This window comes from Cytobacillus sp. QJM3NY_8 (genome assembly GCF_056173585.1).
This window is the reverse complement of record NZ_CM149681.1, coordinates 3,046,384-3,062,979: the sequence shown is the minus strand read 5'-3', so window position 1 is coordinate 3,062,979 and position 16,596 is coordinate 3,046,384. Positions and strand designations below refer to the sequence as shown.

At 38.3% G+C, this 16,596-nt stretch carries 11 protein-coding genes and 1 pseudogene; 9 read left to right on the top strand and 3 right to left on the bottom strand.

The genetic code is table 11. The annotated features are described in order from the left end of the window. The first annotated feature begins 21 nt into the window (after positions 1-21). The 3 genes and pseudogenes from AC0VZ9_RS15825 to AC0VZ9_RS15815 all read left to right on the top strand — a co-directional run. Positions 22-1,464, top strand: coding sequence for an aldehyde dehydrogenase family protein (locus AC0VZ9_RS15825; RefSeq protein WP_217027036.1), 1,443 nt, complete (start codon positions 22-24; stop codon positions 1,462-1,464). Between the two features lie 278 nt (positions 1,465-1,742). Next, complete coding sequence (locus AC0VZ9_RS15820; protein WP_475396435.1) at positions 1,743-3,287, top strand: BCCT family transporter; 1,545 nt, start codon at positions 1,743-1,745, stop codon at positions 3,285-3,287. A 318-nt stretch (positions 3,288-3,605) separates the two neighbouring features. After that, positions 3,606-4,302, top strand: a pseudogene (locus AC0VZ9_RS15815) (TrmB family transcriptional regulator); the annotation flags it as partial. Positions 4,303-4,571: 269 nt separating this feature from the next. Here the strand turns inward: AC0VZ9_RS15815 and AC0VZ9_RS15810 are convergent. Further along, positions 4,572-5,810, bottom strand: a complete 1,239-nt coding sequence (locus AC0VZ9_RS15810) for an IS110 family RNA-guided transposase (RefSeq protein ID WP_475396434.1) — start codon at positions 5,808-5,810, stop codon at positions 4,572-4,574. Between the two features lie 499 nt (positions 5,811-6,309). Here AC0VZ9_RS15810 and AC0VZ9_RS15805 point away from each other — a divergent pair, with 499 nt between their 5' ends. The 3 genes from AC0VZ9_RS15805 (at position 6,310) to AC0VZ9_RS15795 (ending at position 9,127) form a co-directional block, all read left to right on the top strand. Continuing rightward, a complete protein-coding gene (locus AC0VZ9_RS15805; protein ID WP_475396433.1) occupies positions 6,310-6,648 on the top strand; it encodes a VOC family protein in 339 nt (112 codons plus the stop codon). Between the two features lie 538 nt (positions 6,649-7,186). Continuing rightward, entirely contained in the window at positions 7,187-7,936 is a 750-nt protein-coding gene (locus AC0VZ9_RS15800; RefSeq protein ID WP_475396432.1) for an SAM-dependent methyltransferase, read from the top strand. 525 nt (positions 7,937-8,461) lie between these two features. Next, positions 8,462-9,127: an HAD family hydrolase gene (locus AC0VZ9_RS15795; protein WP_475396431.1), complete on the top strand. Its 666-nt coding sequence runs from the start codon at positions 8,462-8,464 to the stop codon at positions 9,125-9,127. A 376-nt stretch (positions 9,128-9,503) separates the two neighbouring features. Here AC0VZ9_RS15795 and AC0VZ9_RS15790 read toward each other — a convergent pair whose 3' ends face one another. Continuing rightward, on the bottom strand, positions 9,504-10,511 hold the full coding sequence (locus AC0VZ9_RS15790; protein WP_475396430.1) for a DUF3231 family protein: 1,008 nt from the start codon (positions 10,509-10,511) through the stop codon (positions 9,504-9,506). Positions 10,512-10,845: 334 nt separating this feature from the next. Here AC0VZ9_RS15790 and AC0VZ9_RS15785 point away from each other — a divergent pair, with 334 nt between their 5' ends. Continuing rightward, positions 10,846-12,474: a metal ABC transporter solute-binding protein, Zn/Mn family gene (locus AC0VZ9_RS15785; protein WP_251267277.1), complete on the top strand. Its 1,629-nt coding sequence runs from the start codon at positions 10,846-10,848 to the stop codon at positions 12,472-12,474. Positions 12,475-13,019: 545 nt separating this feature from the next. Here AC0VZ9_RS15785 and AC0VZ9_RS15780 read toward each other — a convergent pair. Continuing rightward, entirely contained in the window at positions 13,020-13,259 is a 240-nt protein-coding gene (locus AC0VZ9_RS15780; RefSeq protein WP_226280780.1) for a LysR substrate-binding domain-containing protein, read from the bottom strand. Positions 13,260-13,595: 336 nt separating this feature from the next. Here AC0VZ9_RS15780 and AC0VZ9_RS15775 point away from each other — a divergent pair, with 336 nt between their 5' ends. Together AC0VZ9_RS15775 and AC0VZ9_RS15770 are read left to right on the top strand one after the other, a co-directional pair. After that, on the top strand, positions 13,596-14,237 hold the full coding sequence (locus AC0VZ9_RS15775) for a TetR/AcrR family transcriptional regulator (RefSeq protein WP_009334034.1): 642 nt from the start codon (positions 13,596-13,598) through the stop codon (positions 14,235-14,237). Between the two features lie 42 nt (positions 14,238-14,279). After that, entirely contained in the window at positions 14,280-16,589 is a 2,310-nt protein-coding gene (locus tag AC0VZ9_RS15770) for an ABC transporter permease (protein ID WP_019382085.1), read from the top strand. Positions 16,590-16,596: the final 7 nt, after the last annotated feature.

Here is a 16,596-nt window from a genome sequence, read left to right as displayed (position 1 = left end):
ATCGGAAAGGCGGTAATAAGCATGACCACTCAACTAACCGGACAAAGAATGTTTATCGCAGGCGAATGGACGACAGGCGAAAGATTAATTGAAGTTCGTGATCCGCAGGATAACAGCATCATTGATACTGTACCAGCAGCTTCGAAGGAAGATATGCTTAATTGTATTGAAGAAGCGAAAGAGGGGGCTAAGATTGCTGCTTCCCTTCCTGTCCATCAGCGAATGGCGATTATTAATCGGGCTGCAGACTACATTGAAGCAAATAAAGAAAAATATGCCAAAACGATTGCAAAGGAAGGAAGTAAAACCATTCGGGAAGCTTCAAAGGAAGTGGAAAGAGCCATTCAGACTTTCCGGATCAGTGCAGAAGAAGCAAGAAGGATTCATGGAGAAACCATTCCGTTTGACCAAATGCCCGGGAGTGAAAACCGTCTGGGATACTACCGCCGCTTCCCGATTGGAATTATAGGCGCCATTACACCCTTTAACGATCCATTAAATCTTGTAGCGCATAAGGTGGGTCCCGCCATTGCTTCCGGGAATGCCATTATCGTAAAACCTGCAACAGTGACTCCTCTCAGCGCCCTTTTAATCGCCGAAGCATTTGAACAAGCCGGATTGCCGCCTAAAGTGTTATCGGTCATCACTGGTTATGGAAGCGAAATTGGGGATGTTCTTGTTACCCACCCTGCTGTAAGGATGATTACCTTTACTGGCGGTCTGGACGCCGGGGAACAAATTACACGGAAAGCGGGATTGAAAAAGATAAGTATGGAGCTGGGGTCCAATTCTCCTGTCATTGTGCTGGAGGATGCTGATTTGGAAGAGGCTGTTGAATCAACGGTTTCCGGGGCATTTTGGGCAGCAGGGCAAAATTGCCTCGGTGTCCAAAGAGTGTATATCCAGGATTCCGTTTATGAGGCATTTCAACAGGCATTCGTAGCCAGGACAAATCAATACTGCGTAGGGGATAAGCAATCAGAATTGACGGATATGGGGCCGCTTATTACGGAAAAAGAGGCTGTCCGGGTAGAAAAAATGGTTAATGAAGCGAAACAAAAAGGAGCAGCCATATTAACAGGCGGGAAAAGGAATGGGTCTTTTTATTCGCCTACTGTTCTCGAAAATGTCCCGGAAGATTGCACCATTGCGAAAGAAGAAATTTTTGGTCCGGTTGTACTTTTGTACCAAGTATCTTGTCTTGATGAAGCAATCAGTAAATCGAATGACATAAATTATGGCTTGCAGGCCGGAATATTTACCAAGGATATCGAAAAAGCACATAAAGCCATTGCCAAAATGGATGTAGGCGGAATAATGATCAATGACAGCAGTGATTACCGGATTGATGCGATGCCATTTGGCGGTGTGAAAAATTCAGGGTTAGGCAGGGAAGGAATCAAATTCTCCATTCAGGAGATGACAGAACCGAAAGTAGTCTGCTTTAAATTATCGAGCTATTAGAAGTTTTTTAATTTAATAATACCAGACAGCTGTCAAGCTGCCTGAATATCGTGTGAGGAAGAACGATCCGGCTGCTCCGGAGGGTCTTCCTTTCCTTTTAGATAGCTGAAGTCATAATTTATGTCATTCAACAACATTCCTAAACCTTTGAAATGCAGACAGGCTTTATATTAAAAGCCCTATCAAACTTGCATTGCAGTTTTCCAGCAGGCACACAGGGTCACTGCTTTGATTGAGCCAAATAAAAGAAAAGAAGGATTAATAAGGAGGATTTTATTTTGAAGAAAAACCGTGACCGCGCTTCATATAACAATCCAGTCTTTAAAATCTCAGCCATAATCGTTGGACTTTTTACCATTTGGGGAGCCTTTTCACCTGATAGTCTTGCAAAAAATGCCTCTATCGTTTTTAACTTTACAAGTAAATCATTAGGATGGCTTTATTTACTCAGTGTAGCTCTTTTTGTTTTCTTCTGTTTATACCTTGCTTTTAGTAAATATGGAAACATAAAACTCGGGCGGGATGGAGAAAAAGCCGAATATTCCTTATTTGCCTGGATCAGTATGCTGTTCAGCGCGGGTTTCGGTGTAGGAATTGTCTTTTGGGGTGTAGCAGAACCGCTGTCTCACTTTTCTTCTCCACCGCTTCCTGGAGTAGAGCCGCAATCAGCAGAAGCCGCACGGGTAGCCATGCGATATTCCTTTTTTAACTGGGGCATTCATCAATGGTCAGTCTTTGCCATTGTCGGACTGGCTCTTGCTTACTATCAATACCGTCATAAAAGGAGGGTTCTTGTAGGCGAAGTATTAAGCGCAAATCACCCAGAAAAAAGAAAAAGGCTGAAGTCAGCGGTCAATATACTTGCTGTCATTGCTACGGTAACGGGAATTGCCACCTCGATGGGAATGGGTGTCCTGCAAATTAATGGCGGCTTGAACTATGTCTTCTCAGTTCCAAACAACCCTTGGGTGCAAATCGGCATTGTAGGCATCATGCTCGCCCTTTATCTTGTTTCAGCTACTACCGGTATTGATAAAGGGATTAAGATTTTGAGTAATACAAACATGATTTTGGTCCTTGCTTTAATGGTGTTCTTCCTGTTCAGAGGTCCCACGGTATTCATATTTGAAAGCTTCGTCCTTGCCATCGGCGATTATATCCAGCATTTTATGGAAATGAGCTTCTACTTGACCCCATACACAGGAGAAACGTGGGTTCAGGATTGGACAGTTTTTTATTGGGCATGGGTGATAGCCTGGTCTCCTTTCGTCGGTTCCTTTGTTGCCCGGATTTCAAAGGGGAGAACGATCAGGGAATTTGTAATAGGTGTAATGGTTGTCCCTCCGGCTATTGGGTTTGTATGGATGGCCATTTTCGGAGGAACGGGATTATACATGGATTTATTCCAGGGTACCGCCATATCCGAAGCGGTTTCGCAAGATGTGACAACTGCCATTTTCGTTCTGTTAAAGGAGTTTCCATTATACACATTGTTATCAGTGCTTATGCTGGTCCTAATCGTCATATTCCTCGTAACTTCAGCTGATTCAGCTGTTTTCGTCCTGGGCATGATGACGTCTGATGGGGATTTGAATCCATCCAACATGGTAAAAGTTATCTGGGGTGTATTAATGGCTGGGATTACTGCCGTGTTAATTGCCAGCAGCGGATTAAAAGGGCTGCAAACTGCTTCCTTGGTCTCCGCTCTTCCTTTTACCATCATATTGGGCATTATTAGCATTTCGCTCTATAAATCATTGTCCAGGGAGAGAAAAGAAGCAAAAGGACAAGCCAAGCCGGTTCCCCTGCAGAAAGCCCAGTAAAAACTCTGGTTAAATTCAATTTCTAATCGAAGAGTCAGCTAATAACAGAATAAAACCCCAAACAAGAAGGGGTCACATTATTTGGGACATAAACAAGCAGGAAATGGCATATAATGGATTGTAACTAAGGGAACTTAGAACCCCCTTAGTCCTGGTGATGTCAACCAGGAGCGCGACAATAGGTAAATCTTGGTGTGCGGGTGGATCTTTAGATTATCCACCCTTTTTTATGTATTAATTCTCAAATTTAGTAACAAGTATAATGCCCTGACCATGAATGGAATAACTTTTAAACTTTGTATATATAACTCTAATAATTCAAGAATATATGAAGTTCTAGATAGTATCGCTATACGAGGAGACATTCTGGTTAGTCATGGAAACACACCTCAATATACTCCTGTACCTGCAAAGGAGCTAATTAAAAACCGACGAAGGGAAGCAGAAGAAAATTTTGAACTGGCAGAAAAATCACTAGCAGAGTTCGAACGTTCTGCAAATGACCGTGAAAATATCTGGACCATCACTGGACGCAATGAAATACTCGATAAGGTAAAAGAATGTATTTTATTTGAAAAAAAAAGAATTCTTTTAGAGGTATGGAAAGAGGAATTCAAAGAACTGGATTCTGATATAAGACAGTCAGCAAATAGAGAGGTCAACGTAACAAATATTGCTTATGGGGAAATCGCCTCTGATTTTGCTAATGTTTACCTTCATTATATGGGCCATGAAATTGCAGAAGAGTATGGTGGACGATGGATTGTTATTAGTGCAGATGGATTCAGAAGTAGTAGCAGGTATTGTCTCGTTGGGGAAAGATAGCCGTGCAGCATGGACAAGGCATGTAGGTTTAGTAATGCCAATTACAGAAGTCATGATTCATGATTTGTACCTAATGGAAATTATGGAGAAACATAGAGACCATTTGGAGGAAAGCTTTGGAGAAAACCTCGTGAATTTACGCCGGAAATTCTCTATTTACCCAGATTTTAAAAAGCACTATATAAAATAAATTTGTATTATTGTCTGTTTATACAACATAAGAAAAGCAGCTTTCTTCATAGCAAATAGGCAGTTCTTATTTAACTACATGGTGCAAGAGTTGAAGATCAGTATGATTGGCAGCGCTTTTTTCATATTCGACTAAACCAGCTAATAGTTTGTCAACATTTTTCAATAAAAAGAATAATAACGTCATGATATACTAAAAATGTTCATGCCAAATAACCTTCCTCTATGTTTAATTTGGAAGGTTTTGTTGTATTTAGTTAGATATAGTTTTTAAACTGTATCTTGGAAAATAGTTCTGCTTTTTAATAAGGCAAAAATCCAATGTAAGAGCTTATTAACACATGCAATAACTGCTACTTTGAAGGGTTTTCCTTCTTCACGTTTTTTATCGTAAAACTCTCTTAATCTTTTATTGCGTGCGATGATTTTATCAGTCGTTTTCTTTTTACGAGCATCACGAATACCACTTTGAACTGCCTTATACAAGGCATGTCGAAGTCTACTAGAACCTCGTTTGGTAATTCGATTTACAGATGCGGTAAACTTACCAGAAGAGAAAACACTAGGATCTACTCCAGCGAATGCAACGAGCTTTTTGGCATCATTGAACCGATCTATCTCACCAATCTCGGAAATAATCGTGGCGGCGATTTTCTCTCCAATTCCAGGGATAGACTGCAGTATATGATATTCTTCAATTTCTTTAGCGAGGGCATCTATTTCACCTGCAATCTTAGATAGATGCTCTTGGTATTGAAGAACGATCTTGACTAATAACTCTAGATTAAAAATATTACTCTGGTAGAGGTTGCTTTGAAACGGATTACGAAGGGCTGCTTCCCTTAATTTTTTGGCCTTTTCGTTTGCCCATGCATCTGAACGACTCATACATAGCGAAGCTATTTTCTCTGTTATTTCTCTTTCACTCACACTTAACACTACTTCTGAAGTAGGAAATTCTAATAATGTAAGCAATGAGACTTTGGAATATAAACTTCCAAAAACTCCTCTATATTCAGGAAATACCTGATCCAAAAGGGTATGCAGCTGTATTTTAGTCTGTGCTGATACTTCGGCAATACTTTCTTGTTGTCTTGTTAGATTACGAAGATTTAATAGTTGAATTCCTCTTTTTTTATAAGGCTCTAATTCTTCTTTATAAAACAGTTCGCAAAGGTGAAAAGAATCAATTGTATCTGTTTTTACCTTCCTTAAACTCGAACTTTTGGCTCGATGGGAGATAAGAGGATTGACAACAATATAAACAAAACATTGCTCCTCAAGAAATTGAATTACAGGAAAATGGTAATGTCCTGTTGATTCTAAAACCACCGTTGGCTGATGACCACCAGCTGAACTCTCTACTTCATGAAGGAACTCTAATAAACTACCTAAACCATCAGTATTGTGTTTGATACTAAAGCTCTTACGATACGGTTTGCCTTTGTCTAAAAATGCTTGAACCTGACTTTCACCTTTTGAAACATCCAGACCAATGACTGGATTCATAATCATATCTCCTCCTTTGTAAAACAACAATTGTCGGTATCCCCTAAGGCTTCTTGTAATGTCATAGGTTCGCTTGTTAAACGGGATCGTTGTCCCAACCAGCCTGAAACATGTTTATACAAGTAGGGGGTGAACAGTTTAGTTGACGGGATTTAACCCACGGGTGCGACGTTCTACCCCGACTACCGTAATATTAAGACCATAAATAAAAAGGTCAACCAGAAATATCTGGCTAACCTTATATTACGAACGGGTGCTTTTCCTGAATAAGGATAAGTGCCCGTTTGTCATATATGAGCAGACTTTACAGTAAATTACATTGTTACTGTGCTAATCATTCAATAAACCGAAGGCTTAATTTCAATCAAAAGTTGCAGTGAACTTCATTCCATTTGTCGATCCCTGAATTTATTTTATTCACTACAATAGAGGAGGAAGCAAGAAGTCTAAATCAAGCTTGTAAAATTACTTTGAATGCTAAGTAAAGGAAGTGTATCCTGTGAAACTAAACCATATCAATCTTACGGTCACCGATGTTAACGCTGCTCGAGAGTTCTTGGAGAAATATTTCTACTTGCAAACCAAGAGCATAAATAGCGATTCATTTGCTGTAATGACTGACGATAACGGATTGTTATTAGCTTTGATGAAAGATACTCGGGCCAACTACCCCAAGTCCTTTCATATTGGCTTTTTTCAAGAGAGTAATGAACGAGTAAACGAGATCAATCAACGATTGAAGGATGATGGATTTGATGTGAAGCCGCCTAAGATGGCTCATCGATGGACATTCTATGTTAAAGCCCCAGGAGGATTTACTGTGGAGGTACTTAGTTGAGTAAGATATATTCGATACTTGGGTTACCTAATACTGCAAAGAATCAAGAATGCTTATATTCATGTTCAGCTGCCAATCAGGCAGTTTTTTCTTTTTAAACTACCAGTATTGACACTTCCTATCCATTTTCACTCTCTGTGGTGAAGCGCTGATTTTTGCGCTTCATGGATGGATAAAGGGGAAGGCTAGTGGAACAGTCTTTGCAGGAGAATAAGGGGTTTTAATTGAATAAGTAATAAAGCCTGGAGCTGCTGCCGAGCTCTATGAAATATAAACCAGTTAAGGTATAAAACCAAAAGAGGATTAACTCTTTTTCAAAATCACCATTGAGAAACTTAATAATAAGAATGCTTATTCCCTTTATACAAAATAAAAATACAGAGGCCTGCTGAAAATATAGAAGTGCATGAAAGATTATTAGAATTTCTTTGATTTAAAGACTCTAGCTGTAATGTTCAAATAAAAGGCTAGATGATTGAACAGCTGCCCATTTCTTGAAATTTGATAGAGAATAATAAAATAAGTTTCTGGAGGTCTTATGGATAGAAACAGATATTCAGCAATAGCCCATCAAAGCCACACTTTTTATAATCCGGTGAATTCATCAAAGATAGACAAAGTTATTGAATTACTTGATTTAAAAGATAATGACAAAGTAATTGATATCGGTGCTGGGAAAGGTGAGATTCTTTTTCGGATTATTGAAAGATACAGAGCTAAATGTATTGCTATCGAAAAATATGCTGGTTTCACAGAACAACTTCAGGTAAATGCTGAAAAAAGAGGGGTTTTAAATAATATTGAAATCATTACAAAAGATGCTAAAGCAGCAATGAAGACAATTAATGAACCGTTTGAGGCAGCAATTTGTATTGGTTCAACTCATGCATTAGGAGGGTTACATGAAACTTTGGATACGCTGAGAAAGTGTGTAAAAAAGGGTGGATATGTGCTCATCGGTGAAGGCTACTGGAAGCAGCAGCCAAGTAAAGAATATTTAGAGGCGCTTGGGGGAGCTGAAGAATCCGAATTACTAACCCACTTCGAGAATGTGAAGGCTGGCGAAAACCTTGGCTTAATTCCACTATGGTCTTACACTGCTAACGAAGATGAATGGGATGAATATGAGTGGCTTTATGCTATGTCCATTGAGAATTATTGTTGCGAACATCCTGAAGATCCAGATCGCGATGCGATGCTGCAAAAAATCCGGACTTGGAGAAGTACATATCTGAAATGGGGCAGAGATACCCTTGGATTTGGGATATATCTTTTTAGGAATATGTAAAATCCAATTTAAGGATGCAATTGTTGAAAATCATAGGTAGAAAATGATCAAACTTTGTTGTAATCCAAACTTAAATCTGCTAAAAAGGAATCCATTTGATTCTTCTTTTTTCAAAATGGATTCTTCTTATTTATCGTAAAAAATGGTTGAGGTTGGTGAACTAAAGGGGTTATGTTGAACGGAAGCTGCTAATCAGGCAGCTTTTTTCTTTTAAAACTAACTGGGCAGTTTAGTAGAAGAAGGATGACATGAACATACAGGAATATTATACTTAGGCTGTATTAAGTTAAGGTGTTTTACCTTTATTAGATTAATACATAACGAAGATAAAAGATAAAAGATAAAAGATTAAAATTATTAAACTGATGTTGCAGAGGTACTCAATTGTTTCTGAACAAACATCCTCAACATATATCGCATTAAGACCCGATTTTGTTGACGATTTAAACGGCGTGGAAACTTCTGCCTAAACTTCAAAAAGTTATGTTTAATGATTAGGATATTATAGTTTAAAAGGAGATTATAATGGTTTTAAAATATAAATGTTTAATCTTAGACCACGATGATACAGGGGTAAAAAGTACACCAGGTATACACTATCCATCATTTGTAGAGGCTCTTAAATACTTGCGGCCAAGTGATAAACTTATTACTTTTGAAGATTTTGTTAGATACTGTTTCAATCCAGGTTTTTCTTCTTTATGCAAAGACATTATTCAATTCACAGAGAAAGAGCAAAAATATCAGCAAGCAGTATGGAAAAAATATACCGAATCAACTGTACCAGACTTCTATGAACTGTTTGCAGAAACAATTCAAGAATTTAAAAAACAAGGTGGAATTGTGACGGTTGTTTCTCATTCTGAGAGAAGCCGAATTGAAAGAGATTATTCTATTCATTGTGGTTTTGTGCCAGACGCTATCTTTGGATGGGAACTTCCTGAACATCAGAGAAAACCACATCCATATCCAATTAAGGAGATTTTAAAACGCTTTAATCTTCAAGAAACTGAAGCACTAATGTTAGATGACTTAAAACCTGGATTGGAGATGGCGAGAAGTTGTCATGTTGATTTTGCCGCTGCTGGATGGTCTCACAGTATTCCCGAAATAAAGGAACAAATGAAATTAGAATCTAAATATTACTTTGAAACAGTAGAACAATTTTATCAGTTTATATTGTGTAAATGACAAAACACTTGGGGAAACCCAAGCGTTTTTATGTGCTGATTCACTTGTTGATACTATAAAATTAGTATGAATTAATGTGTTCATTCGATATCAAATTTAAATTTCCTACTCCAAAACAAAAACAGCTTAATCGACAACAACGCTCTTTATAAAGGGAAGATTGAGCCAATGAACATATAAAAGCACACTTTGTGAAGAAAAGTACTTACAGCAAAGGGTGCTTATGTTCAAGACAGCTAACCAAAATAAGCGATTTCTTGTTGGCTAAAGGGGCAGGTCAGTTAAATAAGTATTCTTGCACTTTCAAGAAAATAACCACCTGCTTATAAAAGCGGATGGTTATTTAAGATGTTTACTTTGAAATTTTCCATTTTCTCTATACTTCTTCTGAAATCTCTTTTCTATTAGGAGCAAGTGGAGGCTGTTCTAGCCACCTATTTTGTTCCATAAGGTTAAACCACTTTTTTGTAACCATAAGATTTTTTAAAATTGTTCCTTCATAAGCAGTTACAAGGTCTGTTCGCATTGCTGATGCTAATCCTGCCCCATGATAGTTTTGTGCAGCCTGGAACAAGAAACCAATATGATACAACATTAACTTATCGGAAAATGGTGAATCCGTTGAAGTTGTCACTTCTGTTTCCCAGGATTTCGGAACGGGTAAATTGTCTGATTGCATTATTTTTGAAAATTTTTTTATTTGTCCATCTGCTGTTTTCTCTGAATCGCTTAAAAACTTCCTTACTTCTTTTGTTTGAGCGACTTGACTGAATGCAATAGAAAGGGTTTTAGCCATAATGCTTTTTTTAAGGTTGAAGGATATACTAATAATTTCTGTTGCTGCTAATTTTCTGCCCTTGCCGAAATATCCATCTGTGAAATCCTGGCTGGAAACAAATTCAGGGTTTTTAGCAGGATAAAACAAAGGGTCTCTCTGAAAATTTCCTTTCTGCAGTAATAACTCAATTGTTTGGTGGTACATATTTTTTGCATCCGTATTGCAGGAATCGTAAAACTCCCTTAAGTCTTTTCTGACAGAAACACCTAATGAAGTGCTGTGGCCCAGTAAACCGTGTAACGTCATGATATGTAAATAATTCAAGCAAAATATATCCGTAAACAATCTCTGTTTACCATTGAAGAGGTCAGAATCATTAAATCCAATTGGAACTGGAAACCCGTCACTCTGTATAAAGGATACAATTTGTTGCTTTTGTTTTCCGAATGTCTTAATAGCATCCTCAAAAATGGCTTTGATTTGCTCATCCTCAATAATTGAGACCATATATCTATTTACAACATCAGTCATTGTACCATTTATAAATTCTCCCCAAAGAGTGCCTATTTCGGAAGCTGTGAGTTTTAAATTATTCTTATCCTCCACGCTATCACCTCTGTCATATTATTTACCAATTTAGCAAGCAATATGAAATTGAAAATAATAAGAAAACATTCTGAAGAAATTCATTAATAATAACAAAACTTTGAATAAAAGACCTTTTTAGGTCTGGCTAGTAACAGCAGTACATTTGGCAACCTTCAGGGGCATTTAGGGTCTGGCTTCAGCCTCAGAGAAAACCACGCGTTCTCACGCGTGGTTTTTATTTAAACTGAAGTGCAGGTTAGTTGAATGGTTATAACTAAAAAATCGTAATGATTACTATTTACAAATCGTAATCATTACGATAAAATATTTACAAAGTAAAGGGGGAGTAAAATTGTTGAAAAAATTTGCAGGCTTACTTAGTTTAGTTATTGTCATCTTTACGCTAGCTGCGTGTGGAGGAAAAGCTACAAACAGCAGTGAAAGTGAAAAGGAACCAAAAGAATCTGGCAAAGAGTTAAAGATTTTTACAACTGTATATCCACTTCAGTTTTTTGCTGAACAAATCGCAGAAGACCAAGCTTCTGTGGAGTCTATTCTGCCACCGGGATCAGATTCGCATACATATGAACCAACCACCAAAGATATGATAAAAATATCTGAATCCGATGCTTTTATTTATAATGGGGCAGGTTTAGAATCATATGCAAACAAAATCTCGGAAACTATTCAATCTGATGACGTCAAGATACTTGAAGCATCAAAAGGAATTAACTTGGAAAAGCATGTACATAACCATGAAGGAGAGGATGGCCAAGTGAGTGACCACACTCATGAAGAAGAAGGCAGTCATGAGGACGAGCATGCTGGACATAATCATGGGGATCAAGATCCTCACGTTTGGCTGGATCCTATTCGTTCTATTCAGCTTGCAGAGCATATAAAAGATTTATTAGTTGAATTAAAACCTGATCAAGAAGATTTCTTTAACCAAAACTTTGAGGAGTTGAAAGGAAAGCTCGAAAACTTAGACCAAGACTTCCGTGCACAACTTGAAAATTTACCTGAAAATAAAATTATTGTATCTCATGCTGCTTATGGCTATTGGGAGAAAAGCTATGGGATCGAGCAAATCGCAGTATCTGGATTGAGCCCTGCTAACGAGCCCTCACATAAAGAGGTACAAAACATCATTAAGACCGCTGAAAAACATGGATTGAAACATGTATTTTTTGAACAGAATATAACTCCTAAAGTGGCGGACATAGTAAGGAAGGAAATTGATGCAGAGGCTTTACGCATACACAATTTATCGGTTTTAACAGAAGAAGATATAAAGAATAATGAGGACTACTTTACTCTCATGCAGCACAACTTAGAGGAACTAACAAAAGCTTTATCTGAACCTTCATCAGAGGGGGCAGCTCAGACAAATGAACAGGGTGAACACGATCACGGCCATACTCATGCACATGATGAAGAAACAGCAAAAATTTATGAAGGGTATTTTGAAGACAGTCAGGTGAAGGATCGATCCTTATCCGACTGGGAAGGAGACTGGCAGTCTGTATACCCATATCTTCAAGATGGTACGCTTGACGAAGTATTTACTTATAAAGCAGAACATGAGGGTGAGATGACAGCTAAAGAATATAAGGAATATTATAATGAAGGATACCAAACAAATGTTGGACGAATTCAGATTCAGGGGAACAAGGTAACGTTTTTCAAAAATGGAGAAGAATATACTGGTGAGTATATCTATGATGGGTATGAAATTCTAACATATGATGCGGGGAATAGAGGGGTTAGATATGTATTTAAACTAGAAGCAGAAGCTGAAGGTCTTCCTCAATATATTCAGTTTAGTGATCATAGTATCTATCCGACAGAAGCTGCTCACTATCACCTTTATTGGGGTGATGACCGAGAAAAATTGTTGGAGGAAGTTACCCATTGGCCTACTTACTATCCATCAGAAATGGATGGCCATGACATTGCCCATGAAATGATGGAGCATTAATTTAAGAGTGGCAAGGTTTATAACTTTAGATTCCAGGGGTGCTTATGCTAAATAGCTGCTAATCAGGCAGCTTTTTTCTTTTTAAACTAAAGAGGCAGCATTCCTGTAATAAAGGAGAATGGAGTTTGAACAAGAAAATAACCTCTTGGTAGAATGAGAGAGTCATGAAGCCGGGAAGCGAAAACTAGAATGAGGTATAAATGTAAAGGTTATGGTGCTGCACTAGGTGTATTGATGGAAGATGAACAAGTGGTAAAGGTATACTCCTAACAATTGGATGGTTATCTTTCATCCTTACCTTTAATTTAATGCCGCCTATGCTATTGTTTTTTCCTATGAGTTGTAATAATAATGCGAGATTACCAGGGGGATAAGCAGGGGCAGCTATGGTTATTTTAGGTAGAATAAGCGGTATCGCTGTGGCTTTTAGGGATGTTCGTCAGTAATTACTTAATGAAGGGTAATTTGTATACACCTCACTAGACTTGTTTTAATTTCAGATAAGCGTCCATCCACACTGGAAGAGTTGAAAGAGAGGAACCGTTCTAATCTTGAAACACTTCATGCGAAACAAGATCGGGATGAAAGTCTGATTCTATAACGAATGATCCGTCTAACTTATGATTTAATACTTCTTCTGTTAGTGTTTCTGTGACACCAGTAATTAGCGATAGATTTACATTTTTATATTTCTTAATATAGCTGGACAATATTTTTGGTAAATGAATTAGGGTTTTAACTTTTCCAATCTCTAATTTTCCAGACGGTTCTTCATTACTTTGAATGGCTTTTCTCAGTTTTGGAGGAAGTTATTCGTGTAATTTCAGAAGATTTAATGATTGAGTACGGTACTGTGTTAACCTCTCTTGCTTTTAGATACTAGCAGGTATTATCATATTGTGATTTTAACCGTTTATTGACCGGGGAGAAATTAGATGCGGTGATCCATGAGGGATTATCGCACTTTTTTTTGAACTCAGTTCTTTTTTTGAAAACTCCACTAATACTATTGAGGATAAATTTTGAAATTTTTATAAAATTTACAAACACTCCATATAAAATTAAAAATTGTCTGTTACTATTTAATCGACAGACAGTCGGTTCATAAAGGCGGTGAAACAATGAGAAAAGAAGCGGAGGAACGCAGGAACGAAATACTTGATGCAGCCGATGAGCTTTTTGGTCAGAAGGGTTTTGATGGAACGAGTACAAATGATATTCTCGAAAAGGTCGGTATTGCGCGTGGTACACTGTATTATCACTTCAAGTCGAAAGAGGATATTATGGACTCGTTGGTTGACCGGTATAGTGTTCGTCTTTTAGGCTCTGCGCAGGAAATTGCTGCAGATGAGAGTATTCCTGTAGTCGAACGTATTATCCGAGTTGTTATATCAATTAATTTAAGTGGCGGAAGCAGCCAGGAAATTATGGAGCATATTCACAAGCCACAGAATGCCCTTATGCATAAGAAAATAGAAAAGGTCATCATCAATGGAGTTACGCCAATACTGACGGGAATAATCCAAGAGGGCATTGAACAGGGCCTATTTAATACTCCGTACCCGTATGAATGTATGGAAATGATTGTTACATATGCTAATACCGTTTTTGATGATGATATGGTAGAGATGACCTATGAGGAGCGTGCATCACGGATACGAGCAATTATATTCAACGGAGAAAGGCTGCTCGGTGCAAAAAGCGGAAGTCTGATGAATATTATGCAAATGTTTGGTAGCGAAAATGCTGTAAATAATGAATAAATTTGGGAATTCGATTTAAAAGCTTAAAAAAAGAGGTGGCTTATGTATTTCAGAATACTCCGCAATGACATTTTAAAGAGCAAAGCAATAACATTTACAACAATGATATTTGTTGCTGCAGCATCCATGCTTGTTTCACTCGCAGTAATACTGGCGGTCAATCTTTCGGGTGCACTGGACACGTTAATGACAAAATCTGAAACTCCACATTTTATGCAAATGCATTCCGGTGATATTGATAGAGCACGACTTAAATCCTTTGCAGAGCAACATAACAATGTCGAAGAGTATCAGGTAGTTGAATTTCTTGGCATGGACGGTGCTCACATTATTTTAGGTGATAACTCGCTAGCAGATAGTGTTCAGGACAACGGCTTCAGCTTACAGAACGAAAAGTTCGATTATCTTCTTGACCTTAACGGCAAAATCATCAACAACGTATCTGACGGCGAGCTTTATGTTCCAGTAACCTTTATGAAAGATAGCACAGTCCAAGTAGGTGAAAAGGCCGTAATCAGCGGGAAGGAATTTACCGTTGCGGGATTTCTCCGTGACTCGACCATGAATTCCTCGCTCTCCGCGTCAAAACGATTTCTTGTAAGCAACAATGATTTTGCGGAAATAAAAGACTTTGGTAGTATCGAATATCTAATTGAATTTAGATTAAAGGATTTCTCCGCGATAGGCGAATTTGAAACAGCCTATGCTTCCGCAGGCCTTGAAGCGAACGGACCAACCGTTACCTATACGCTTTTCAAAACGATGAACGCTATTTCAGACGGGATGATGATTGCAGTTATTCTTCTTGTAAGCGCACTTGTGGTTACAATCGCATTTATGTGCATACGCTTCACGCTCCTTGCGAAAATAGAGGACGACTACCGCGAAATTGGGGTAATGAAGGCAATTGGGATGCGTATTTCCGACATAAAGCGGATTTATCTTGCGAAATACTTAGGCTTAGCGGCGATAGGCAGTATTCTTGGATTTATTCTTTCGGTTATGTTCCAAGGCGTGCTTCTTGAAAATATCCGACTTTTCATAGGTGAAAGTAAAAATTCTTCTTATGCGAATGTCTTAGGAGTTATCGGTATCCTTCTCGTTTTCCTGGCAATTATTGCTTATGTCAATGGTGTGCTGAAACGATTTCGGAAAATATCCGCTGCGGAAGCTTTACGCTTTGGAACTTCTCAGGTAAAGACAAATGACGCTAAGCGTTTTTCCTTAGTTAGAAACAGACTGTTTAGTACGAATGTTTTTCTGGGAATCAAGGATGTTCTAGCAAGAAAAAAACTTTACGCAACAATACTTATTGTCCTGGTGATTTCGGCATTTATCATTATTGTTCCACAGAACCTGCACAGCACAATTTCCTCAAAAAGCTTCATTCAGTATATGGGGATTGGAAACTACGATATGCGTATTCAGGCCAATTCATCTGATAATACCGATGAAATTGAAAAGACGATAGAAAGCGACGACGCCGTTTCCAAGTATGCTGTTTTGACAACAAAGACCTTTAAAGTAAAAGCGAGAAACGGTTTAGAAGAAAATATAAAAGTTGAACTTGGTGACCATTCTGCATTTCCAATAGAGTATTCTGAGGGAAGAGCACCTTCCCGTGATGACGAAATTGCGCTTTCAGCTATAAATGCCGGTGAACTGAGCACAAAGATAGACGAAATTATAACGCTGGTGATTGAAGGGAAGGAGAAAAAGCTCACGGTTACAGGAATATACTCCGACGTTACGAATGGTGGCAAAACTGCAAAGGCTGTATTCACCGACAATTCGGCGAAAGTCATGTGGACCATCCTCTGTGTTGAACTTTTGGATAAATCCCTTGTCGACAGGAAGGTTGCGGAGTATTCAGACCGATTTGATTTTGCAAAGACTTCAGATATAGATAAATTTGTATCTCAGACCCTCGGCTCGACAATAAGATCCGTTGAAATAGCATCTTACGCTGCAGTTACTGTTGCGCTTGTTATTACAGTACTGGTTACTATATTATTCATGAAAATGCTAGTTGCAAAGGACAGACCTTCTATTGCCATTATGAAGGCGCTCGGTTTTACAAACTCGGATATTAGGGCGCAGTATGTTTCTCGTTCAGTTTTCGTTCTAATTGTCGGAATTATTCTCGGTACCCTACTCGCGAATACTCTCGGAGAGTTCCTTGCGGGCGTGCTAATCTCTTCGTTCGGAGCGTCAACGTTTAATTTTACGGTCAATCCTTTTACGGCATATCTGCTAAGTCCGTTGATGATGATATTCATTGCACTTATTGCAACCATGATCGGCACCTCGAGCGCGGGACAAATAAAAATTTCCGAAAATATAAAGGAGTAGGAGGAGT